Origin of the sequence: Mycobacterium sp. 48b (genome assembly GCF_048282725.1) — a bacterium.
Classification (GTDB): Bacteria; Actinomycetota; Actinomycetes; order Mycobacteriales; family Mycobacteriaceae; genus Mycobacterium.
Map to the genome: position 1 here is coordinate 5,333,264 of NZ_JBLVUL010000001.1, position 21,039 is coordinate 5,354,302.

Annotated in this window: 22 protein-coding genes; 8 read left to right on the forward strand and 14 right to left on the reverse strand. The window is 68.7% G+C overall.

The window, feature by feature from the left end; genetic code table 11:
• The 3 genes from ACNQR1_RS26035 to ACNQR1_RS26045 all read right to left on the reverse strand — a co-directional run bounded on the left by ACNQR1_RS26035 (position 1) and on the right by ACNQR1_RS26045 (position 2,810).
• Entirely contained in the window at positions 1 to 744 is a 744-nt protein-coding gene (locus ACNQR1_RS26035) for an SDR family oxidoreductase (RefSeq protein WP_418048516.1), read from the reverse strand.
• Positions 745 to 1,028: 284 nt separating this feature from the next.
• On the reverse strand, positions 1,029 to 1,985 hold the full coding sequence (locus ACNQR1_RS26040) for an electron transfer flavoprotein subunit alpha/FixB family protein (protein ID WP_418048517.1): 957 nt from the start codon (positions 1,983 to 1,985) through the stop codon (positions 1,029 to 1,031).
• A 33-nt stretch (positions 1,986 to 2,018) separates the two neighbouring features.
• On the reverse strand, positions 2,019 to 2,810 hold the full coding sequence (locus ACNQR1_RS26045; protein WP_055112679.1) for an electron transfer flavoprotein subunit beta/FixA family protein: 792 nt from the start codon (positions 2,808 to 2,810) through the stop codon (positions 2,019 to 2,021).
• Positions 2,811 to 3,027: 217 nt separating this feature from the next.
• On the opposite strand from ACNQR1_RS26045, the gene ACNQR1_RS26050 reads away from it, so the two are divergent.
• The 6 genes from ACNQR1_RS26050 to ACNQR1_RS26075 all read left to right on the forward strand — a co-directional run bounded on the left by ACNQR1_RS26050 (position 3,028) and on the right by ACNQR1_RS26075 (position 9,553).
• On the forward strand, positions 3,028 to 3,813 hold the full coding sequence (locus ACNQR1_RS26050; protein WP_418048518.1) for a class I SAM-dependent methyltransferase: 786 nt from the start codon (positions 3,028 to 3,030) through the stop codon (positions 3,811 to 3,813).
• Positions 3,810 to 5,366 (forward strand): 1,4-alpha-glucan branching protein domain-containing protein, encoded by a 1,557-nt coding sequence (locus tag ACNQR1_RS26055; RefSeq protein ID WP_418048519.1) that lies wholly within the window; start codon positions 3,810 to 3,812, stop codon positions 5,364 to 5,366. The genes ACNQR1_RS26050 and ACNQR1_RS26055 overlap by 4 nt, the downstream gene beginning before the upstream one ends.
• A 91-nt stretch (positions 5,367 to 5,457) precedes the next feature.
• Entirely contained in the window at positions 5,458 to 6,699 is a 1,242-nt protein-coding gene (locus tag ACNQR1_RS26060; RefSeq protein WP_418048520.1) for a glycosyltransferase family 4 protein, read from the forward strand.
• A gap of 40 nt (positions 6,700 to 6,739) precedes the next feature.
• Positions 6,740 to 8,134: an MFS transporter gene (locus ACNQR1_RS26065; RefSeq protein WP_418048521.1), complete on the forward strand. Its 1,395-nt coding sequence runs from the start codon at positions 6,740 to 6,742 to the stop codon at positions 8,132 to 8,134.
• Positions 8,127 to 8,885, forward strand: coding sequence for an ArsR/SmtB family transcription factor (locus ACNQR1_RS26070; RefSeq protein ID WP_418048522.1), 759 nt, complete (start codon positions 8,127 to 8,129; stop codon positions 8,883 to 8,885). The genes ACNQR1_RS26065 and ACNQR1_RS26070 overlap by 8 nt, the downstream gene beginning before the upstream one ends.
• Before the next feature lie 71 nt (positions 8,886 to 8,956).
• Entirely contained in the window at positions 8,957 to 9,553 is a 597-nt protein-coding gene (locus tag ACNQR1_RS26075; protein WP_418050511.1) for a hypothetical protein, read from the forward strand.
• Between the two features lie 9 nt (positions 9,554 to 9,562).
• On the opposite strand, the gene ACNQR1_RS26080 is transcribed toward ACNQR1_RS26075, so the two are convergent.
• The gene (locus tag ACNQR1_RS26080) at positions 9,563 to 10,306 is read right to left on the reverse strand and encodes an acyltransferase (protein ID WP_418048523.1); all 744 of its coding nucleotides are present in this window, start codon (positions 10,304 to 10,306) and stop codon (positions 9,563 to 9,565) included.
• A 117-nt stretch (positions 10,307 to 10,423) separates the two neighbouring features.
• Here ACNQR1_RS26080 and ACNQR1_RS26085 point away from each other — a divergent pair, with 117 nt between their 5' ends.
• Complete coding sequence (locus ACNQR1_RS26085; protein WP_418048524.1) at positions 10,424 to 11,707, forward strand: PQQ-binding-like beta-propeller repeat protein; 1,284 nt, start codon at positions 10,424 to 10,426, stop codon at positions 11,705 to 11,707.
• Between the two features lie 7 nt (positions 11,708 to 11,714).
• On the opposite strand, the gene ACNQR1_RS26090 is transcribed toward ACNQR1_RS26085, so the two are convergent.
• From ACNQR1_RS26090 to ACNQR1_RS26125, 8 genes are all read right to left on the reverse strand, one after another.
• On the reverse strand, positions 11,715 to 12,404 hold the full coding sequence (locus ACNQR1_RS26090) for an esterase (protein ID WP_418048525.1): 690 nt from the start codon (positions 12,402 to 12,404) through the stop codon (positions 11,715 to 11,717).
• Between the two features lie 75 nt (positions 12,405 to 12,479).
• Positions 12,480 to 13,652 carry a THUMP-like domain-containing protein gene (locus tag ACNQR1_RS26095; protein ID WP_418050512.1) on the reverse strand — a complete coding sequence of 391 codons (1,173 nt, stop codon included), beginning with the start codon at positions 13,650 to 13,652 and terminating at the stop codon, positions 12,480 to 12,482.
• Positions 13,653 to 13,661: 9 nt separating this feature from the next.
• Complete coding sequence (locus ACNQR1_RS26100; RefSeq protein WP_418050513.1) at positions 13,662 to 14,624, reverse strand: class I SAM-dependent methyltransferase; 963 nt, start codon at positions 14,622 to 14,624, stop codon at positions 13,662 to 13,664.
• Between the two features lie 79 nt (positions 14,625 to 14,703).
• Positions 14,704 to 15,372, reverse strand: coding sequence for an enoyl-CoA hydratase (locus tag ACNQR1_RS26105; RefSeq protein WP_418048526.1), 669 nt, complete (start codon positions 15,370 to 15,372; stop codon positions 14,704 to 14,706).
• A complete protein-coding gene (locus ACNQR1_RS26110) occupies positions 15,369 to 16,238 on the reverse strand; it encodes an NUDIX hydrolase (RefSeq protein WP_418048527.1) in 870 nt (289 codons plus the stop codon). The genes ACNQR1_RS26105 and ACNQR1_RS26110 overlap by 4 nt, the downstream gene beginning before the upstream one ends.
• Positions 16,235 to 17,104, reverse strand: a complete 870-nt coding sequence (locus tag ACNQR1_RS26115; RefSeq protein ID WP_418048528.1) for an ABC transporter ATP-binding protein — start codon at positions 17,102 to 17,104, stop codon at positions 16,235 to 16,237. Before ACNQR1_RS26115 ends, ACNQR1_RS26110 begins: the two co-directional genes overlap by 4 nt.
• On the reverse strand, positions 17,035 to 17,751 hold the full coding sequence (locus tag ACNQR1_RS26120) for a YczE/YyaS/YitT family protein (RefSeq protein WP_418048529.1): 717 nt from the start codon (positions 17,749 to 17,751) through the stop codon (positions 17,035 to 17,037). Before ACNQR1_RS26120 ends, ACNQR1_RS26115 begins: the two co-directional genes overlap by 70 nt.
• Positions 17,748 to 17,894, reverse strand: a complete 147-nt coding sequence (locus tag ACNQR1_RS26125; protein WP_418048530.1) for a hypothetical protein — start codon at positions 17,892 to 17,894, stop codon at positions 17,748 to 17,750. The genes ACNQR1_RS26120 and ACNQR1_RS26125 overlap by 4 nt, the downstream gene beginning before the upstream one ends.
• A gap of 64 nt (positions 17,895 to 17,958) precedes the next feature.
• Between ACNQR1_RS26125 and ACNQR1_RS26130 the strand changes: the two genes are divergently transcribed.
• Positions 17,959 to 19,398 carry a PLP-dependent aminotransferase family protein gene (locus ACNQR1_RS26130; RefSeq protein WP_418048531.1) on the forward strand — a complete coding sequence of 480 codons (1,440 nt, stop codon included), beginning with the start codon at positions 17,959 to 17,961 and terminating at the stop codon, positions 19,396 to 19,398.
• A 9-nt stretch (positions 19,399 to 19,407) separates the two neighbouring features.
• Here the strand turns inward: ACNQR1_RS26130 and ACNQR1_RS26135 are convergent, their stop codons facing one another.
• Together ACNQR1_RS26135 and serB are read right to left on the reverse strand one after the other, a co-directional pair.
• Positions 19,408 to 19,716, reverse strand: coding sequence for a hypothetical protein (locus tag ACNQR1_RS26135; RefSeq protein ID WP_418048532.1), 309 nt, complete (start codon positions 19,714 to 19,716; stop codon positions 19,408 to 19,410).
• Positions 19,717 to 19,762: 46 nt separating this feature from the next.
• A complete protein-coding gene (gene serB, locus ACNQR1_RS26140) occupies positions 19,763 to 21,007 on the reverse strand; it encodes a phosphoserine phosphatase SerB (RefSeq protein WP_418050514.1) in 1,245 nt (414 codons plus the stop codon).
• Positions 21,008 to 21,039: the final 32 nt, after the last annotated feature.

Below are 21,039 nucleotides of genomic sequence, written 5' to 3' on the forward strand. Positions count from 1 at the left end.
TCAGCGCACCGCGATCCATGCAGCCCAACGGGTCTCGCCGAGGATCCCGTCGTCGCCGGTGACCAGGCTGTTGTCGTCGACCGCCGTGCCGAAATACGTTGCCTGCGGATCGACGACGACCGGCTTGTCATCACCCTTGGCCGCCAGCACCGCGCGCGCCATGTCGGCGAACGAGAACTTGTCGGGCCCACCGATGTTGACGATGCCGTCCAGCGGCGCGGCCTGCGCCACCTTGGCCACCTCGGCGGCAACGTCGTCGACGGAGATCAGCTGGATCCGGGCATCGGGGACGCGCACCTCGTCGCCGACCACCAGCGATCCGGTGATGGCCTCGGCGAATTCCTGGAACTGCGTGGCCCGCACGATGGTGTACGGCAGCCCGGAGTCGATGATGTTCTTCTCCTGGGCCACCTTGGCCCGCATGTAGCCACTGTCCGGCAGGCCGTCGGTGCCCACGATCGACAGCGCGACGTAGTGCCCGACGCCGGTCTCCTTCGCGGCGGCCGCCAGATTGTGTGAGGACTTGGTGAAGAAGTCCATCACGGGGCCGTCCTCGAACGAGGGCGAGTTGACCACGTCGACCAGCACCTCAGCGCCGCTCAGCGCGTCCACCAGGCCCTCGCCGGTGAGGACGTCAGCGCCCGACGACAGGGAGGCGGCCACCACGTCGTGGCCGGCCTCGGTGAGCAACCGCACGACCCGCGAACCGATCTGTCCACTGGCACCTATGACTGTGATTTTCATTGTGCGAATCCCTTTCTCTGGCGTGCTGACAGGACCAACCCTGGCACCGCAGGCCGAGATTCAAACCCTGGAAAGTCCGTAGTCGGCACGACCGGCCGCACCACCGCGGGGCCGGCCGCACCACCGCCTTGTCACGCGAGAGTGACTCTCGGGCTCGAGCGCCACTCCAGCGTGACACCCGGCGCGCGTTGTGTGCCCGGATTGCGCCACACAGGTGCCCTACACAGCACAGAACCCCGGCGCACGAGGTGCACCGGGGTTCTGCGTTGACGCCTTGGGGGGAATTATCCCTTGCGGGCCTTGACGGCCTCGGTCAGCTGCGGGCTGACCTTGAACAGGTCACCGACGATGCCGAGGTCGGCGATCTCGAAGATCGGAGCTTCCTCGTCCTTGTTCACGGCGATGATCGTCTTCGACGTCTGCATGCCGGCGCGGTGCTGGATCGCGCCGGAGATGCCCAGGGCGATGTACAGCTGCGGCGACACGGTCTTACCGGTCTGGCCGACCTGGAACTGACCCGGGTAGTAGCCCGAGTCGACCGCGGCGCGGGAGGCACCGACGGCGCCGCCCAGCGAGTCGGCCAGCTCCTCGACGACCGAGAAGCTCTCGGCGCTGCCGACACCACGGCCACCGGCGACCACGACGCTGGCCTCGGTGAGCTCGGGGCGGTCACCGGCGACGACGGGCTCGCGCTTGGTGATCTTGGTCGCGTTCTCGGCCTGGGCCGGGACCTCGACGTTGACGACCTCGCCGGCACCGTCGGCCGGGGCGGCCTCGATGGCACCCGGACGGACCGTGATCACCGGGGTGTCGCTGGTGACCTGGGCCTCGACGGTGAAGGCACCACCGAAGATGGAGTGGACGCCCACTGCACCTTCGCGGACCTCGACCACGTCGACGAGCAGGCCCGAGCCGATACGTGCGGCCAGGCGGGCGGCGATTTCCTTGCCGTCAGCGGTGGCAGCCACGACCACGGCGGCGGGGGCGGCCGACTCGGCCAGTCCGGCCAGCACGTCCACGACGGGGGTGACCAGGTAGTTCTCCGCGTCGTCGGATTCGGCGACGTAGATCTTGGCCGCACCGGCGGCCTTGAGGCCGTCGACCAGCGGGGCCGCGGTGCCCGGCTTGCCCACCACGACGGCGGCAGGCTCACCCAGCACACGGGCGGCGGTAATGAGCTCGGCGCTGACCTTCTTCAATGCGCCTTCGGAGTGCTCAACGAGCACAAGTACTTCAGCCATGAGTTCTCGTTACGTCTTTCGGAAGTGGGTGGGCTAGATCAATTTCTGAGCGACCAGGTACTCGGCGATCTTCGTGCCGCCCTCGCCCTCGTCGGTCACCTTCTCGCCGGCGGTCTTCGGCGGCTTCGGGGTCGAAGACAGCACCTTGGAACCGGCATTGGCAACGCCGACCTCATCGGCTTCCACGCCGATCTCGGCGAGGGTGAGCACGGTGACTTCCTTCTTCTTGGCGGCCATGATGCCCTTGAAGGAGGGGAAGCGGGGCTCGTTGATCTTCTCGTTGACGCTGACCACGGCCGGCAGCGAGGCCTCGAGGCTGAACACGCCCTCATCGGTCTCACGCTCGGCGGTGACCTTGCCGCCCTCGACGGTCAGCTTGCGCACGTGGGTCAGCTGCGGCAGGCCGAGGTACTCGGCGATCACGGCCGGAACTGCGCCGCCGACACCGTCGGTGGCCTCGTTACCGGCGATGACCAGCTCGGTGCCCTCGATGGTGCCCAGCGCGCGGGCCAGTGCCCACCCGGTCTGGATCACGTCGGAGCCGTGCAGGCCGTCGTCCTTGAGGTGCACAGCCTTGTCGGCACCCATGGACAGCGCCTTGCGGATCGCCTCGGTGGCGCGCTCCGGTCCGGCGGTCAGCACGGTGACAGTGCTGTCTCCGCCCTCACGCTCCTTGATCAACAGCGCCTCTTCCACGGCGCGCTCGTTGATCTCGTCGAGCACGGCGTCGGCAGCCTCGCGGTCGAGGGTGAAATCGCCGTCGGACAGCTTGCGCTCCGACCAAGTGTCTGGGACCTGTTTGATCAGGACCACGATGTTCGTCATGACTCTGGTTCGTCCTCCTCGATGAGACCGGTGACCCGGGCTCATATCACGTTCTAGGCAACTAGCATCATGTTACCGGTCGGTAACTTTTGATGGTTCGCAGGATCACCATAGCTGGTCGGAGTTTGTATTCCGGCCTCCCCTACCACACCCCTGAGGTAGGGGAACCGTTCGCGGATAGTCCACCAGTGCTTCGCCTGGGTTAGCCTGCCTTCCAATGAGCGCTTTAGTGGAAGACCCGGACGGCGTCGAATCCCGGGCCCTACCCCTGACCGGCGAGCGGACCATTCCCGGCCTGGCCGAGGAGAACTACTGGTTCCGCCGCCATGAGGTGGTGTATCAGCGACTGGCCGGCCGGTGTGTCGATCGCGAGGTCCTGGAGGCCGGCTGCGGTGAGGGCTATGGCGCCGATCTGATCGCCGACGTGGCCCGCCGGGTGGTCGCACTGGACTACGACGAGGCCACGGTGGCACACGTGCGGGCCCGCTACCCCCGGGTGGAGATCACCCACGGCAATCTCGCCGAGCTGCCCCTGGCCGACGGGTCGGTCGACGTCGTGGTGAACTTCCAGGTCATCGAACACCTCTGGGATCAAGGACAGTTCGTGTCCGAGTGTTTCCGCGTGCTGCGGCCCGGCGGCGTGTTCCTGGTCTCCACCCCCAACCGGATCACCTTCTCCCCCGGTCGCGACACCCCGCTCAACCCGTTCCACACCCGCGAGCTCAACGGCGCCGAGTTGACCGAGCTTCTGCAGGACGCCGGTTTCGCGATCGAAGGGCTGTACGGGGTCTTTCATGGCGCCGGGCTGGCAGAGCTCGACGCCCGGCACGGCGGCTCGATCATCGAGGCGCAGGTGCAGCGCGCGGTGGCCGACGCACCGTGGCCGGAGCAACTGCTCGCCGACGTCGCCGCGGTGAGCATCGACGACTTCGACCTGACCTCCGCCGACGAACGCGACATCGACGACAGCCTCGACCTGGTGGCGATCGCGGTGCGACCGTGACGCATCCCACTCCGGAGCCCGAACCCGAACCTGTACCGGGTTTGTTCACGCTCGTCCTGCACACCCATCTGCCCTGGCTGGCTCATCACGGGCGCTGGCCGGTCGGCGAGGAGTGGCTCTATCAGTCGTGGGCCGCCGCCTACCTGCCGTTGATGCGTGTGCTGCGTGGCCTGGCCGACGAGAATCGCAGCCACCTGATCACCCTCGGCATGACGCCGGTGGTCACCGCACAGCTCGACGACCCCTACTGCCTGACGGGCATGCACCACTGGCTGGCCAACTGGCAGCTGCGCGCCCAGGAGGCGACGACGCTGCAGGGGCAACCGGCCTTGCAGCAGTTCGGGATTCGTGAGTACGCCGAGGCCGGCGCGGCCATCGAGGAATTCGCCACCCATTGGCGGCACGGTGCCAGCGGGCTGCTGCGCCGGCTGATCGACGCCGAGACCATCGAGCTGCTCGGCGGACCGCTGTCCCACCCGTTCCAACCGCTGCTGAACCCGCGACTGCGTGAGTTCGCACTGCGCGAGGGCCTGGCCGACGCACAGCAGCGGTTCGCCCACACCCCGGCCGGCATCTGGGCGCCCGAGTGCGCGTACGCACCGGGCATGGAAACCGGTTACGCCGCGGCCGGTGTCGGGCATTTCATGGTGGACGGCCCCTCACTGCACGGCGACACGGCGCTCGGCCGGCCGGTCGGCGACTCCGGCGTGGTGGCGTTCGGGCGCGACCTGCAGGTCAGCTATCGCGTGTGGTCCCCCAAGTCCGGCTACCCCGGTCATGCCGCGTACCGGGATTTCCACACCTACGACCACACCACGGGCCTCAAGCCGGCCCGGGTCACCGGCCGCAACGTCCCGTCCGAGGAGAAGGCGCCCTACGATCCACAGCGCGCCGACCGGGCGATCGACGAGCATGTCGCCGACTTCGTCGAGGTGGTCCGCCGCCGGCTGATCAGCGAGAGCGAGCGGATCGGCCGCCCGGCCCATGTCGTGGCCGCGTTCGACACCGAGCTGTTCGGGCACTGGTGGTACGAGGGCCCGGAGTGGTTGGGCCGGGTGCTGCGCGCACTGCCCGAAGCCGGTGTGCGGGTGGGCACCCTCGCCGATGCCAAGGCGGCCGGATTCGTCGGCGCTCCGGTCGAATTGCCGCCCAGCTCATGGGGTTCGGGCAAGAACTGGCAGGTCTGGAACGGCGAGAAGGTGGCCGATCTGGTGCAGCTCAACAGCGAGGTGGTCGACGGCGCATTGAGCACCGTGGACAAGGCGCTGACCCAGCACGCCGGGGTCGGCGCACCGACCCCGCGCGACCGGGTGGCCGATCAGATCCTGCGGGAGACGTTGCTGACCGTGTCGAGCGACTGGCCGTTCATGGTGAGCAAGGATTCGGCCGCCGATTACGCGCGCTACCGCGCACACCTGCACGCCCACGCCACCCGCGAGATCTCCGACGCGCTGGCCTCGGGCCGTCGCGACCACGCCGAGCGCCTCGCCGACGGGTGGAACAAGGCCGACGGCCTGTTCGGTGCCCTCGACGCCCGGCGTCTGCCAAAATGACCACCAGCGCGAGCGTGCGTGTCTGTCCCCTGACACGCCGCCAATCCACAGCATTGTCCGCACACTCGCACCGGCATGAAGGCACGCAGTCATGAAGATCCTGATGGTGTCATGGGAGTACCCGCCCGTCGTCGTCGGCGGTCTGGGCCGACACGTGCACCACCTGGCCACCGCGCTGGCCGAGGCAGGCCACGAGATCGTGGTGCTCAGCCGAAGGCCCACCGACACCGACCCCAGCACGCACCCGTCCACCGACGAGGTCAGCGAGGGCGTGCGGGTGGTGGCCGCCGCCCAGGATCCGCACGAGTTCGAGTTCGGCACGGACATGATGGCCTGGACCCTGGCCATGGGCCACGCCATGGTGCGCACCGGCCTTGCCGTCAAAGACAATTCGGGTGACCGCTGGGTGCCCGACCTGGTCCACGCCCACGACTGGCTGGTGGCCCACCCGGCCATCGCATTGGCCGAGTTCTTCGACGTACCACTGGTTTCCACCATCCATGCCACCGAGGCGGGCCGGCACTCCGGCTGGGTTTCCGGGGCGATCAGCCGCCAGGTGCATGCCGTGGAATCCTGGCTGGTGCGCGAATCCGATTCGCTGATCACGTGTTCGGCCTCGATGAGCGATGAGATCACCGAACTGTTCGGGCCCGAGCTGTCCGAGATCAGGGTGATCCGCAACGGGATCGACGCCGACCTCTGGCCGTTCGCGCCGCGACGCGAACGGCAGGGACCACCCGAGCTGCTCTATCTCGGTCGCCTGGAATACGAGAAGGGCGTGCACGACGCGATCGCGGCCCTGCCCCGGATCCGGCGCGCACATCCCGGCACCACCCTGACCATCGCCGGCGACGGAACCCAACAGCAGTGGCTCGTCGATCAGGCCCGAAAGCACAAGGTACTCAAGGCAACCCGGTTCGTCGGACGGCTCGGCCACGAGGAACTCCTGCAGGCCCTGCAGTCCGCCGACGCCGCGGTGCTGCCCAGTCACTACGAGCCCTTCGGCATCGTGGCGCTGGAGGCCGCGGCCACCGGTACCCCGCTGGTGACGTCGAACGTCGGCGGCCTGGGCGAAGCGGTGATCGACGGCCAGACCGGAATGTCGTTCGCACCACGGGACGTGGTGGGGCTGGCCACGGCGGTCCGCGCCGTACTCGACGATCCCGAGGCGGCCCAGCGCCGGGCGATCGCCGCCCGCGAGCGGCTCAGCGCCGACTTCGACTGGCACACCGTGGCCGCCGAGACCAGTCAGGTCTATCTGGCCGCCAAACGTGCCGAACGCGAACCGCATCCGCGCCGGCCCATCGTCGAGCACGCCCTGCCCGACCGTTGATTCGACCGGCGTCGAATCAATCCGCACCTAGCGTGCGGGTATGGCACCACAACGTTCGCCCGTCTTCACGCTGATCGCCGCCTATCTCGGGCTGTTCGTCGGCCTGGTTGACGCGAACGCGGTCAATCTGGCCCTCCCCGCGATCGGCGCCGACCTCGGCGGCGGGGTGAGCGGTGCGCAGTGGACCATCGACGCCTACAACGTGACGTTCGCGGCGTTTCTGCTCACCGCGGGTTCGCTCGGTGACCGGTTCAGCCGGCGGCGCATGCTGCGGATCGGGCTGACGGCCTTCGTCGCGGCGTCGATCGGCTGCGGCCTGGCCCCGTCACTGACGTTGCTACTGGTGGCACGAGCGATTCAGGGACTCGGTGCGGCGATGATGCTGCCGCAGGGCCTGGCCATCGCCGCGGCGGTCTTTCCCGACGCACGCGGGCGGGCCCGTGCCACGGCGGCGTGGGCGATGGCCGCAGCGAGCAGCACCGCGCTGGGGCCCCTGCTGGGTGGTGTCCTGGCCGAAACCATCGGCTGGCGCTGGATCTTCTGGGTCAATGTCCCGATCGGCGTCCTGGCGTTGGTCATGAGCGTCTCGCATCTGCCCGACTCGCGGGATCCGGACGCCGCGCGCATCGACGTTCCAGGTCAGTGCCTGGCCGTGCTGGCACTCGGCGCCGCCACACTCGTGCTGGTCGAGGGTCACGACTGGCGGTGGCAGCAGACCGTGGCGATCGGCGTGCTGGCCCTGGCCGCGTTCACGGCATTCCTGACCTCCCAGCGCCGCAGCCCGCACCCGATGCTCCCGCTGGATCTGTTCGCAAGCCGACGGCTGGTCGGCGCCCTGCTCGCCACATTCGCGATGACGTTCGGCATCTACGGCCTGCTGCTGGTCAACAGCTTTGCATTCCAACAACTCCGGGACGCGAGCGCCTTGTCGACAGCCGTGTGGTTCCTGCCCATGGCGATCGTCTACCTGCTGCTGATCCCCGTTGCCAACGTCATGGCCCGCCGCACCGGCCCGCGCCCGGCGATGGCCGCGGGGCTGGTTCTGATGGCGGCCGGCTCACTGCTCTACGCCACAGCCGGGCCACTGGGCGCGATCGGATGGCTGGAGCTGTCCTTCGTGCTCGCCGGCGCCGGTCTGGCCCTCAACACGGGCCCGGCGGTGACGCTGGCGATGGACGCGATCCCGTTGGGGCGGGCGGGCCTGGCCGCCGGTGTGGTGAATCTGGCCCGGCTGCTGGGTATCACTGTCGGGGTCGCGGTGTTGGGTAGTGCCATGACGGTTGTCGGCGGTGCGACGGGTGTGCGGACCGCACTGCTGGTCGGTGCCGCCTGCCAGTTGATCGGCGCCGCGCTGGCGCTACGGCTGACGCGGCGGACCCGCGCACCGGCAGGACCGAGTGACCAGCCCGTCGGGAAGGAGTCGTGCCATGCGTGAGGCGCAGGACCTGGCCTCGGCGACCGAGGTGGACATCGCGGCGGTTGCGGCACTGCTGGCAGACCCGGCGCGCTGCAAGGTGCTACTGGCACTCGATGATGGCCGTGCGCTACCGGCCAGTGTTCTGGCCGAGGAAGCCGGCATCAGCCGTCCGACGGCCAGCAGCCATCTGGCCAAGCTGACCGATGCCGGCCTGCTCACGGTCCGCACCCAGGGGCGGCACCGCTACTACCGGTTGGCCGGGCCCGAGGTCGGCGCGCTGATCGAGCAGCTCGGACGGCTGGCGCCGGCCCGGCCGGTCACCTCGCTGCGCGACGGCACCCGCGCGGCGCGGCTCCGCTCCGCCCGGACCTGCTACGACCACATCGCCGGGCGACTGGGCGTCGCGCTCATGGGCAGCCTGCTCGATCGCGGCGTACTGACCGGTGGGGACGGAGGGTTTCACCCCGGCGGCACCGACCGGCTGAGCAGCCCTGGCCATGACGTGCCCTATCAGCTCACCGATCACGGTCGCGATCTGCTGCATCAGATGGGTATCGAATTACCCACCGGCCCAAGGCCTCTGGTGCGTTACTGTGTCGACTGGACCGAGCAGCGCCATCACATCGCGGGCGGATTGGGCTGGGCGATTCTGGACCATTTCCTGGCGGCGGAATGGCTGCGCCGCGTCCCGCGCCACCGAGCCCTCACGGTGACCGACTCGGGCCGGGCCGCCCTGAGCGCCCGCTTCGGCATCGACTGGGCGGGTTGACGCGCGCGTTCGAGAATCACCGAACCGTTGTCGGCGCCCCCCGCACCGAGCACAATCGAGGCGTGGTCCATATCCGCAGGCAACTACGTACGGTCGGCGTTGCGCTCGTCGGCGCGGCGCTCACACTCGGCCCCGTCGCACCGGCGACCGCCGAACCCAACGGCGCCACGCCCAGTCTGCCCGCGTTCGTGCCCCATCCCTCGGACTGGGCGCCGAACTACACGGTGTTCCCCTACAACCTGTGGCAGGTGCGCGTCACCCCCGAGCAGATCGACGCCCAGCGCGAGTCCTGTCAGTGGTTCAACGCCCAGTACGGCACGTTGATGAGTCAGATCGTGGGATTCCAGAACTTCCTGGGCGGGCAGCACGACTACTGGACGGCGCCCGGCGTGCAGGCCGCGGGCAACGCCGTGAGAGCCAACGTCGATCAGTCGGCGGCGTTCCTGGATCCCCGGGCTCACACCCTGTACATCACCAATTACCCCGACCAGAGCCAGTATTCACCGCTGTACAACGGTGATTCGATCTACCACCTGTGGTATCAGCTGACCCAGATCAGCGACAAGATCGCCAAACAGCAGCCCGCCGGCGTCATCAACGCCAACATCGCCACCGCGAATGTCTACGGCAACGTGATCCGTGATTCCGGGGTGTGCAACGGGGCCTGAGCAGCCGGGTCAGTTGCTGTTGGCGGCCTTCTTGCGCTCGATGTCGGCCAGCGCCGCGGCGAGCTCGGCACGCTCGGCGGCCGACGTCTCCCAGTCCAGCTTGCGGTTCTTGACCACCTTGGCCGGGGCACCGACGGCGATCGAGTAGTCCGGGATCTCACCCTTGACCACGGCGTGGGCGCCCAGCACACAGCCGCGGCCGACCGAGGTGTTGCGCAGGATGGTCACCTTGGCGGCGATCCAGGTGTCCGGGCCGATGCGCACCGGACCCTTGATGATGCCCTGGTCCTTGATGGGCATGTCGATGTTGTCCATCTTGTGGTCGAAGTCGCACACGTAGCACCAGTCGGCCATCAGCGCGGAGTCACCGAGTTCGATGTCGAGGTAGGTGTTGATGACGTTGTCGCGCCCCAACACCACCTTGTCGCCGATGCGCAGCGAACCCTCGTGGCAGCGGATGGTGTTCTTGTCCCCGATGTGGACCCAGCGGCCGATCTCCATCTGCGCCAGTTCCGGTGTGCACTGGATCTCCACACCCTTGCCGAGGAAGACCATGCCGCGGGTGATGATGTGCGGGTTGGCCAGCTTGAACTTCAGCAGCCGCCAGTACCGCACCAGGTACCACGGGCTGTAGGCGCGGTTGTCGATGACCCATTTCAGCGACGCTTTCGTCAGGAAATCGGCCTGGCGAGGATCGCGCAGCCGGGAACCCCGCCAGCGCTTGTGAATCGGGGCGCCCCACATCGTCGTCATGGCCGGACAGCCTACTTGAGCACAATGGGCGCGTTACCAGGTCCCGCCGCGGGGCCGGGTACCCTCACCAGGGCCCACTCATACCAGCCCCGGCGTGTTCGGCGACGAAAGGACATCGTGTTCCGGCGATACCTTGCACTGGCGGTCGCGGTGCTGTTCACGGGCCTGCTCGCCGGTTGCGAGAACACCGATTCCTGGGTGGACGCTCACGCTGCGCAAGGCTGGTCGGCGCAATACGGCGATGCCGCCAACAGCAGCTACACCAGGTCCCGTGGTCCCGAGGCGCTCCGGTTGGAGTGGAGCCGGTCGGTCAAGGGTGAGCTCGGCGCCCAGGTGGCGCTGAGCGCGGACAACCGCCTGGCGGCCAACGCGCAGACCGCGGGCGGTTGTTCGTTGATGGTGTGGGAGGCCGACAACAACGCCCGCCAGCGCTGGTGCACGCGATTGGTGCTGGGCGGTGGCTGGTCCAGTCCCCTGTTCGACGGATTCGACAACGTCTACGTCGGGCAGCCCGGCACCATCCTGTCCTTCCCGCCGACCCAGTGGGTCCGCTGGCGCCAGCCGGTCATCGGTATGCCGACCACCCCCAGGCTCCTCGACGACGGCCAACTGCTGGTGGTCACCCACCTGGGTCAGGTGCTGGTGTTCGACGGACACCGAGGCACGGTCGTGGGAACACCGCTGGATCTGGTCTCCGGTGTGGACCCGACCGATTCACAGCGCGGTCTCGGCGACTGCCAGCCCGCCCGGTCGCGGTGCCCGGTGGCGGCTGCACCCGCGTTCTCCCATCAGGCCGGCATGGTGGTGATCAGTGTGTGGCAGCCCGGGGCTGAGGCGCCGGTGCTGATCGGATTGCGCTACCACCCCGGTGAGAAGACGCTGCTGACGCAGGAGTGGACCAGCACCGCCGTGGGCCGCGGGCCCCTGGCAAGTCCGGTCCTGTCCACCGACGGCTCGACGGTGTACGTCAACGGGCGCGACCAGAAGCTGTGGGCCCTCAACACCTCCGACGGCTCGCCGAAATGGTCGGTGCCACTGAACTATCTGGCCCAGACCCCGCCGTCGGTGTCACCCGACGGGCTGATCGTGGCCGGCGGCGGGCCGGAGGCCAAACTGACCGCGGTGCGCGACGCCGGGGACCACGGCGAGGTGACCTGGACCCGTGACGATGTCGTCCCGCTGACCACGTCGAGCCGCGCGGACAGCGTCGGCTACACGGTTGCCCGTGAGGGCGGGCACGGCCAGACCCTGCTGGTGTTCGACACCGCAGACGGGCACACCCTCAATGCCTATCCCGTACCGGAGGCCACCGGCTGGCCCGTCGGGGTGTCGATCGGTAACGACCACCGGATCGTCACCGCGACCAGTGACGGTCAGGTGTACGGATTCGCACCGGCCTGATCGGGCGTCAAGCCAGCAGGGCCGCCACGGCGGACCGCGGAACATTGGCCTGGCTGGCTCCGGCCGCCTCGGGCAGCAGTTCACCTTGCCCGAAGAAGAAGATCACCGAGTCGTCGGTGACGGCAAAGTTCTGGTAGTGCGCGGGGTCCAGACCGACCGACGGCGGGATGGCCTGTTCGACGCCCGACTGCTTCTGCAGTTCCCGCTGCACGATCGGGAAGATCACGTCCAGCGGCTTGGATCCCGGCTTGAACAGGGTGTCGAAGGTGATGGGCGCCCGGGTGGCCATGTTGTAGTTGAACGCCTTGTACCAGGTCTGCGGGTGGGCGCCACCGACGTTCTGATACACCTCGAACACCAGGCTCTGGGTGTGCGCGGGGTTCCCGGAACCGTATCCGGTGCCCTTGGCGTCCAGGACATAGGGCTGATCACGCGAGCCCGGCATGTCCGAGACGTTCACGAAGCCGTCGCGAGTCTGGATCAGATAGCCGGCGATTGCCTGCTGATCCGGATAACCGACCGGGAAAGAGTAATCCAGAGTGTAGGTGGCATTGGCGGCGTGGACCTGGCAGATCTGGTCGCCGTCGACGTTGCCGCCGAGATCCGCGCAGGCCGACTGCGTGGCTGCCACCGGCATGCCGAGCCAGCCGAGCAGCGCACCGGCCGCCAGCAGCGCTGTCACAGGGGGAATTCGCATCGTCAGTCGTCCTCGCAGGCGATCAACTCACACCGGTGGATCCACCGGCGTGTTTGGGACCAGATTACTTGGCGGTTATCGCGACGGGCGACAAATGAATGCCGTTGCCCGGCTGGCCGGCCCGGAACCGAGCCGCGCGATCACCACCGCGAGGTGATCGGTGCCGCGAAGGCGCATCCGGGCCCGCAACGCATCGGGATCGACGTCGACGCCGCGAACCAGGATTTCCAGCGCCCCGACCGATCGGGCCGCCAGCGCGGCCCGCAACCGCCGCTCTTGGAAATGCAGCTGTTCGAGGACCTCGAAACCGCGCACCCCGGCGGGCAACTCGTCACCGGACAGGTAGGCGATGTCGGGGTCGAGCTGCCACAGTCCGTGCCGCGCCGCGTAGTGGCGCACCAGCCCGGCACGCACCACCGCACCGTCGGGGTCGACGATCCAGCGTCCGGCCGCCGCGACGGCGCAGTCGTCGGGTTCGGCGTCGCTGATCTCCTCCCCGGTTTCGAGCATGCTGGCCCGGCGGCGTACACCGGGCTCGGTCAGACCGGGTGACCACAGGCAGGCCTCGCGCACGCTGCCGCCGAACGAGGTCACCTCGATCTCCCCGCCGAACCCCATCTCGGCGAGCGCGTCGAAATCGATTCCCGGAGCGCACTTCACCACGAGGTCCCGGCCACGGTAGACGTCCAGGACCGCGTCGAGCGCCGGGGTGTAGGCCCGCGGGTCGAACCGGCGGCGTCCACCCGAGCGGCGGGCCGGATCGATGATCACCACGGTGTCGCGGGTGACCGGCGCCAACGCGTCGGCTCGGCACAGTGGGACCGCGGGGCCGCCGTCGTCGAGGTTGTGGGCGGCCATGGCCAGCCGCACCGGATCGAGGTCGCTGCCCAGCAGCTGGGCAGCGCAATCGCGCAGTGCCACAAGCTCACTGCCGATCGAGCAGGTGGCATCGTGCACCCGGGCGCCGGCCAGCCGGCGGGCCCGGTGGGCGGCCACCGGCGCTGCCGTGCCCTGTTGCAGCGCTTCGTCGGTGAACAGCCAGTGCCCCGGTTCGTCGAACTTGGCCGCGGCCCGGCGCCTCAGCTGTACCGTTTCCACCAGGATTCCGGCGTGGTCACCGAATTGCCTTCGGACAGCGGCGATATCGCTGACCAAGCTGGCCCCGGTGAGGCGGCGCCCGGCCACCTCACCCAAGGCCTGCGCGCCCGCCTCTGATCGCAGGTAGGCGACGGCTCCGATGTCAAACAGCGGGCGGCCTCAATCCGCTGACGGCTTGACCCCGGTGACCATCACGTTGTAGAACCACCCCTTCGGCACCACGCGGCGCCAGACGTTGGAGTCGACCCAGCTCAGGGTGGTCCAGCTGTTGAACGCGAACTTGGCCCAGCCCCAGCCCAGACGCCCCGGCGGCACCGCGGCCTCGAAGGTGCGCACCGGCCAGCCGAGCATCGCCGCGGTGAATTCCTCGCTGGCGGTGCGTACTTCGACGGCGCCGGCGTTGGTGGCCATCCGCTCCAGATCGGCCGGATCGAAGGTGTGCAGGTCGACGACGGCTTCCAGCGCCGCGGCCCGAGACGACTCGTCGAGTTCGGCCTGCGGCCGGCGCCAGTTGCTCAGCCAGGGCAGCTTGGTCAGGTTGGTGGTGGCGTGCCAGGTCATGGTGGACAGCTCACGGGCGTACTTGTTGCCGACCGTGGTGGGCTCGCCGGCGAAGACGAAACGGCCGCCGGGCTTGAGCACCCGGACCACCTCGCGCAGCGAGAGCTCGACGTCGGGGATGTGGTGCAGCACCGCGTGCCCGACCACGAGGTCGAAGGTGTTGTCCTCGTACGGGATGCCCTCGGCATCGGCGACCCGTCCGTCGATGTCCAGGCCGAGCGACTGACCGTTGCGGGTTGCCACCTTGACCATGCCCGGGGACAGGTCGGTCACCGAACCCCGCCGCGCGACACCGGACTGGACCAGGTTGAGCAGGAAGAACCCGGTACCGCAGCCCAGCTCGAGGGCCCGGTCGTACGGCAGCTCACGCTGCTCGGATTCGGGGACGATGGCGTCGAACCGGCCGCGGGCGTAGTCGATGCACCGCTGGTCGTAGGAGATCGACCACTTCTCGTCGTAGGTCTCGGCTTCCCAGTCGTGGTAGAGCACCTGCGCGAGCTTGCTGTCATGCATCGCGGCTTCGACCTGCTCGGCCGTGGCGTGCGGGTTAGGAGTCGGCATGCCGGCAATGTCGGCGTCGGTACCGGAATCCTTGATGTCAGTCATGCAGGGCAGCCTAACGGCCCGGGTGCGGTGACCGTCAGGGCCGGTCCACCTGTCCGTCGACGGCGGCCTTCGCCGCGGCCAGTACGTCCACCGGATGGTCGACGAACCGCCGCGCCCAGGCCAGCGCCTCGTCGTAGACGTGGTCCGGTGCGACCATCTGGTCGATCAGCCCGAGTTCCAGCGCCTCCTCGGCGCCGACGAACCGGCCGCTGAACACCAGCTCCTTGGCCTTGGATGCGCCGATGACCTCGGCCAGCCGCGCACCGCCACCGGCGCGGGGCGCCAGGCCGGCCAGGATCTCGGTCGCTCCGAACTTGACGTTGTCACCGCTGACCCGCCAGTCGGCGGCCATCGCCAGAGTCAGCCCGCTGCCCAGCGCGTAGCCGGTGATCGCGGCCACCGTGGGCTTGGGGATGGCGGCCACGGCCTCGATGCACTGGCGCAGCGCCGCGTCCGCGGCGGCGGCCTCACCCATGTTCAGCGTGCGCAGCTCGGGAACGTCGTCGCCGGCGCAGAAGATCTCGTGCCCACCGAACAGGATCACCACCGAGACGTCGGTGCGCTCACCGAGCTCGTGGGCGCCCGCGATGATCTCGCGGTACATCTGCCGGGTGAGGGCGTTGGTCGGTGGCCGCGACAGCATCAGGGTGCCGACGCCCTCTTGTTCGGGCACCCCGGTGATCACACTGACGAACTCGTTCACTGAACCGATTCCCCACCCCGACCCAGGGGGGCCCGGTGGTTCCTGGCCGCGTTGTAGCGGCCGCTGTCGAAGAACTCGATCTGCCAGCTCCCTTCGCCGAGGGAGAGGTTGGGTTCGGTCGCGACGATCTTGCGTTCGGTCGCCAGCACGTCGGCGACAGAACGGCCGTTGAGGGAGTTCAGCTGGGTCCAGGTCGGTGGCAGCAGGAACGAATTGCCCTGCTCGAAGTCGTCGAGACCGGCCTGCGGAGTACTCCAGAACGCTCGGTCGGTTTCGGTGTTGTCGCCGTCGGCCCGCTGCCCCTCGGGCAGGGCGCCGACGAAGAAGAAGGTGTCGTAGCGACGGGTGCGCTCTTCCTTGGGGGTGATCCAGTTGTCCCACGGCCGCAGCAGGTCGGCGCGCAGGACGAGTTTCTCGTCGCGCAGGAAGTCGGCGAAGGACAGTGAGTGGTTGGCGAGTGCGGCCCGCGCCTCGCCGTACGCGGAGGCATCCGACACGATGCCCGGGTCGCCTGATCCGCTGTGCGGGCCGGCGAACAGCACGCCGGACTCCTCGAAGGTCTCGCGGGCCGCGGCGCACACCAGCGCCTCGGCCAGCCCGGTTTCCACCCCGAGTCGCCCTGCCCACCAGTCCGGCTCGGGTCCGAACCACGCGATGTCGGCATTGCGGTCGCGGTCGTCGACTCCCCCACCCGGGAACACCATCACCCCGGCCACGAACTCCATCGCCGCGTGCCTACGCATCATGAAGACTTCGATCGACTCGGCGGCGTCGCGGACCAACATCACCGTGGCCGCAGGCCGGGCCACCAGCGGATCGTCGGTGCCGGTCGGCTCCTCGCGCGAGCGCTCGTCGCTGCCTGTCATTCACGCCTCCTGTGCGCCGCTCGGGTCCTGGTTCGCCGGGCAAAGTAGCGCCCGTCGATCGTGTCCAGGGCGATCGACTGGCCGAACGCCTTGGAGAGGTTCTCAGCAGTCAACACCTCGGTCAGCAGACCCGAAGCAACCGCCTTGCCTTCCGAGAGGATCAGCGCGTGGCTGAATCCGACCGGAATCTCCTCGACATGATGGGTGACCAGGACCATGGCCGGCGCATCGGGGTCGGCAGCCAGGTCGGTCAACCGGGCTACCAGCTCTTCACGGCCGCCCAGATCGAGCCCGGCCGCGGGCTCGTCGAGCAGCAGAAGTTCGGGGTCGGTCATCAGCGAGCGGGCGATCAGGACCCGTTTACGTTCGCCTTCGGACAGGGTTCCGTAGGTCCGTTCGGCGAGGTGTTCGGCACCGACGCTCTCGAGCATGTCGACGGCCTGGGCGTAGTCGACGTCCTCGTAGTCCTCGCGCCAGCGGCCGAGCACGGCGTAGCCGGCCGACACCACCAGGTCGCGTACCACCTCGTGGTCCGGAATCCGCTGGGACAACGCCGAGCTGCTCAGTCCGACGCGCGCGCGCAGCTCGGACATGTCGGTGCGGCCCAAGCGTTCCCCGAGCACGTACGCGGTGCCCGACGAGGGGTATTCGGTGGCGGCGGCGATCCGCAACAGCGAGGTCTTGCCGGCGCCGTTGGGCCCGATCACGACCCAGCGTTCGTCGAGTTCGACGGTCCACGTGATCGGCCCGACGAGGGTGTTGCCGCCACGCCGCAGGGTCACCCTGGCGAAGTCGATCAACAGGTCGGGGTCGGTTCCGTCTCCGTCATCGGTGATTGTCGAATCGGTGCGTTCCCCTGAGGCCACTCGCTCATCGTAGTGACCGGTTCCCGATCCGCTCGGGCACGCCCGCCGCTGAAATCGTGGAACAACAGTGAACGTGGCATCAGCCGCAGGAACAGCTGCACGAGCGGCCCGATCCCGAACGCGTAGACGACGGTGCCGATCCCGACGGTGCCACCCATCAACCAGCCCACGACCAGTACGGTCGCCTCAATTCCGGTGCGCACCAAACGCACCGACATTCCGGTGCGCGCGACCAGTCCCGTCATCAAGCCGTCGCGGGGCCCGGGGCCCAGGCCCGCACCGATGTAGAGCACGGTGCTGATCGCGTTGAGCACGACGGCCCCGATCATCATCGCGATACGCACCGGCAGCGCCGACGGCGCGGGCAGGACCGCCAAGGTCGCGTCCACCGTGACGGCGATGACGATGACGTTGGCGACGGTCCCGATCCCGGGCCGGTTACGCAGCGGGATCCAGGCCAGCAGGACCACGACGCCGACGACGGCCGAGGCCATCCCGAGGGACAGCGGGGTGTGCCGGGTCAAGCCCTGGTGGAAGACATCCCACGGATCGAGGCCGAGCCCGGCGCGCACCATGATCGCCATCGACGCGCCGTACCCGCAGAGGCCGATCAGGAGCAGGACACCGCGCTTGAACGCCGTCCTCATGCGTGGTCTGGGAATCGGACCCGGATCGCATCGAGCTCACTGCGCACCCGGCGGGCGTCGACATCGCGGTCTGCCGGGTAGTTGCCGGGGTCGTACACACGGCGGAGGTTCTCCGCCAATCGGGAAATCCAGTTCCGGGCCATACGTCCATGATCTCGGCCATGTGGCTTGCTCTCCAATATCCAGTTGGAACATACTGGCCTCATTATGTCGACGGATATGGCCGCACGCGCCCTCGATGTGGACCTGTTGGCTCGCGAGCTGGGCAACTGGCGCACCTCCAGCCAAAGTGGACCCGCCTATCTCGGCCTCGCCGACGCCATCAGGCTGCTGATCGTCGACGGCCGGGTCCCGGTCGGGTCACGCATCCCCAGCGAACGGGCGCTGGCCGAGTCGCTACGGGTGTCGCGCACCACGGTCACCGCGGCCTTCGCCCAGCTGCGCGACGACGGCTACCTGCACGCCCGCCGCGGAGCCCGCAGCATCACCGCCCTCCCGGCTGCCGGTCACATCCAGCCCGAGGCCGCCACGCCGACGGTCAGCCTGGCCGCGGCCGCCCTGTCCGCACCCGGCACCGCCGTACTGGAAGCGTTCGCCGACGCCGCGCGAGATATCGCGCCGTATCTGCGCGAACCCGGTCACGAATTGATGGGAGTCGGCCCACTGCGCGCGGCGATCGCTGAAAGATATTGCGCCAGAGGGTTACCCACCGATCCGAGCCAGATCATGGTGACCAGCGGCGCCCAGCACGCCATCGGGCTGATCCTGGCCAGCCACACCCAGCCCGGCGACCGCGTCCTCGTCGAGCAGCCCACCTATCACGGTGCTCTCTCGGCGATCTCGACCGCGGGAGCGCGGGCAGTCCCGGTCGCCCTCGCCGAGGACGGCTGGGAGCTCGACGCCGTACAGGCCGCGCTGCGGCAACTCGCCCCGAGCCTGGCCTACCTGGTTCCCGACAGCCACAACCCGACCGGGTTCACCCTGCCGGCCGCAGAGCGAAAGCGGTTGGGGCAGATCATTTCCGACACGCGCACTCGTACCATCGTCGACGAATCGATCGTCGACATGTGGATCGACGAGGCGCCGCCCGAGCCGCTGGCGGCTTCGGTGCCCCGTAACGATCTGGTACTGACCATCGGCTCGATGTCGAAATCGTTCTGGGGCGGCCTGCGGGTCGGCTGGATCCGCGCCGAGCGCGGCACGCTGGCCACCATCGCCGCGATCCGGCCGTCGGTGGACCTGGGCACCCCGATCCTCGAACAACTCGCGGCGGCGCGGTTGCTCGCGATGCGCGCGGAAGTACTGCCCGAACGGCGCGAGATCGTCCGCGCCCGGCGGGAGTTCCTGGTGGCACTGCTGGCCCGCGAGCTTCCGGACTGGCAGCCCGGGCACGGCCGCGGCGGGATGTCGCTGTGGGTGAAGCTGCCCGCGCCGATGAGCACCGCATTGTCGGCCGCGGCGATGCGGCTGGGTCTGGATGTGCCCGCAGGGCCGCGGTTCGGCGTGGACGGCACGTTGGAGCGGTTCATCCGGCTGCCCTATGCGCTACCGGAAGCCGAACTCGAAGAGGCCGTGCACCTACTGGTCCGGGCCTGGCACAGCATCACCGGGACGCTCATCCCACAGCCTCAGACGTTGGTGGTCTGAGCGCAGACGCTAAGGCTGCTGCGACATCGCGTAGCAGGTGCTGTAGTGCTCGATGGTGCACGGAATCCCGTTCACCGTCGGCAACTGGCCCGGCTGGTTCGTGATGTTGGTTCCCCCGGCGCTGGGCGCCATCACGGGCGGCGCCACCGCGCCCATGCCGCCGCCGGACGAGCCGGCCACGCACACGCCCTCGAACTTCGTCTGCACGGTGCCCGACGGGCAGCGCTTGGCTTCGGCAGGAGCCGCCACCGCGAACTGTCCCAGGACTGCCGCAACGGCGACCGCGCCAACCACGACCGTGTGCTTCAGGTTCGCCATGCCCACACCCTACTTCAGGGAGGCTGTCGGTTCAGCCGGCGTGATGTCAGTCGTCGGGAATCTCGACGCGGCGCAGCACGCCGTCCTGGGCGTCGGCGGCCTCGATCTCACCGCGGGTGACGCCGAGGATGAACAGCACGGTGTCCAGGTAGGGATGGCTCAGCGACGCGTCGGCGACCTCGCGCAGTGCGGGTTTGGCGTTGAACGCGACGCCGAGGCCGGCTGCCGCCAGCATGTCGATGTCGTTGGCCCCGTCACCCACGGCCACGGTCTGTTCCATGGGCACACCGACCTGCTGGGCGAAATCGCGCAGTGCCTTGGCTTTTCCGGGCCGGTCGACAACCTGGCCGATGACCCGCCCGGTCAGCTTGCCGTCGACGACCTCGAGCTCGTTGGCTGCGACGTAATCCAGCATGAGTTCGTGTGCCAGCGGCTCGATGACCTGACGGAAACCGCCCGACACCACGCCGCAGTGAAAGCCGAGCCGCCGCAGGGTCCGGATGGTGGTCCGGGCACCGGGTGTCAGCTCCACCTGCTCGGCGACGTCGTCGAGCACCGAGGCAGGCAGGCCGGCCAGGGTCGCCACCCGGCGGTGCAGGGATTCGGCGAAATCCAGTTCGCCGCGCATCGCCGCTTCGGTGACGGCGGCCACCTGGGCTTCCATGCCGGCCCGGGCAGCCAGCATCTCGATGACCTCACCCTGGATCAGGGTGGAGTCCACGTCGAAGACGATGAGACGCTTGGCCCGCCGGGCCAGGCTGTAGTCCTCGAGTGCAATGTCGACGCCTTCGTCGACGGCGACTTGCGCCAGTGCCGTCTGCAGTTGGCTGTACGCAGCTCCTGCGGGCACCGACACCCGGAGTTCCAGGCCGGTCACCGGATAGTCGGACACCCCGCGGATCGTGTCGATGTTGACGCCGAGACCCGCGACCGCACGGGCCACCACGCTGAACGCCTCCGCGGTGATCGGACGGCCCAGCACCACGATGGTGTGGGTCGACGGCTCGCGCATGACGGGCATGTCGTCGCTGCGCTCGATGGTCACGTCCAGGCCGAGCCGGTGGATCGCTGTCTCGACGTCGCTGCGCAGCGCATCGCCGTCGACCGTCTCGACTGGTGCCGCGACCAGCACACCCAGGGTGAGCCGGCCGCGGACCACGACCTGTTCGACGTTGCGTAGTTCGACCTGATGGCGGGCGAGCACCTCGAACAGCGCCGATGTGACACCGGGCTGATCGACTCCGGTGACGGTGATCAGTACCGACGAGCGCTCGCGCGGAGCACCGATCATCGAAACATCCTCGACGTGCTCACCCCCGGATG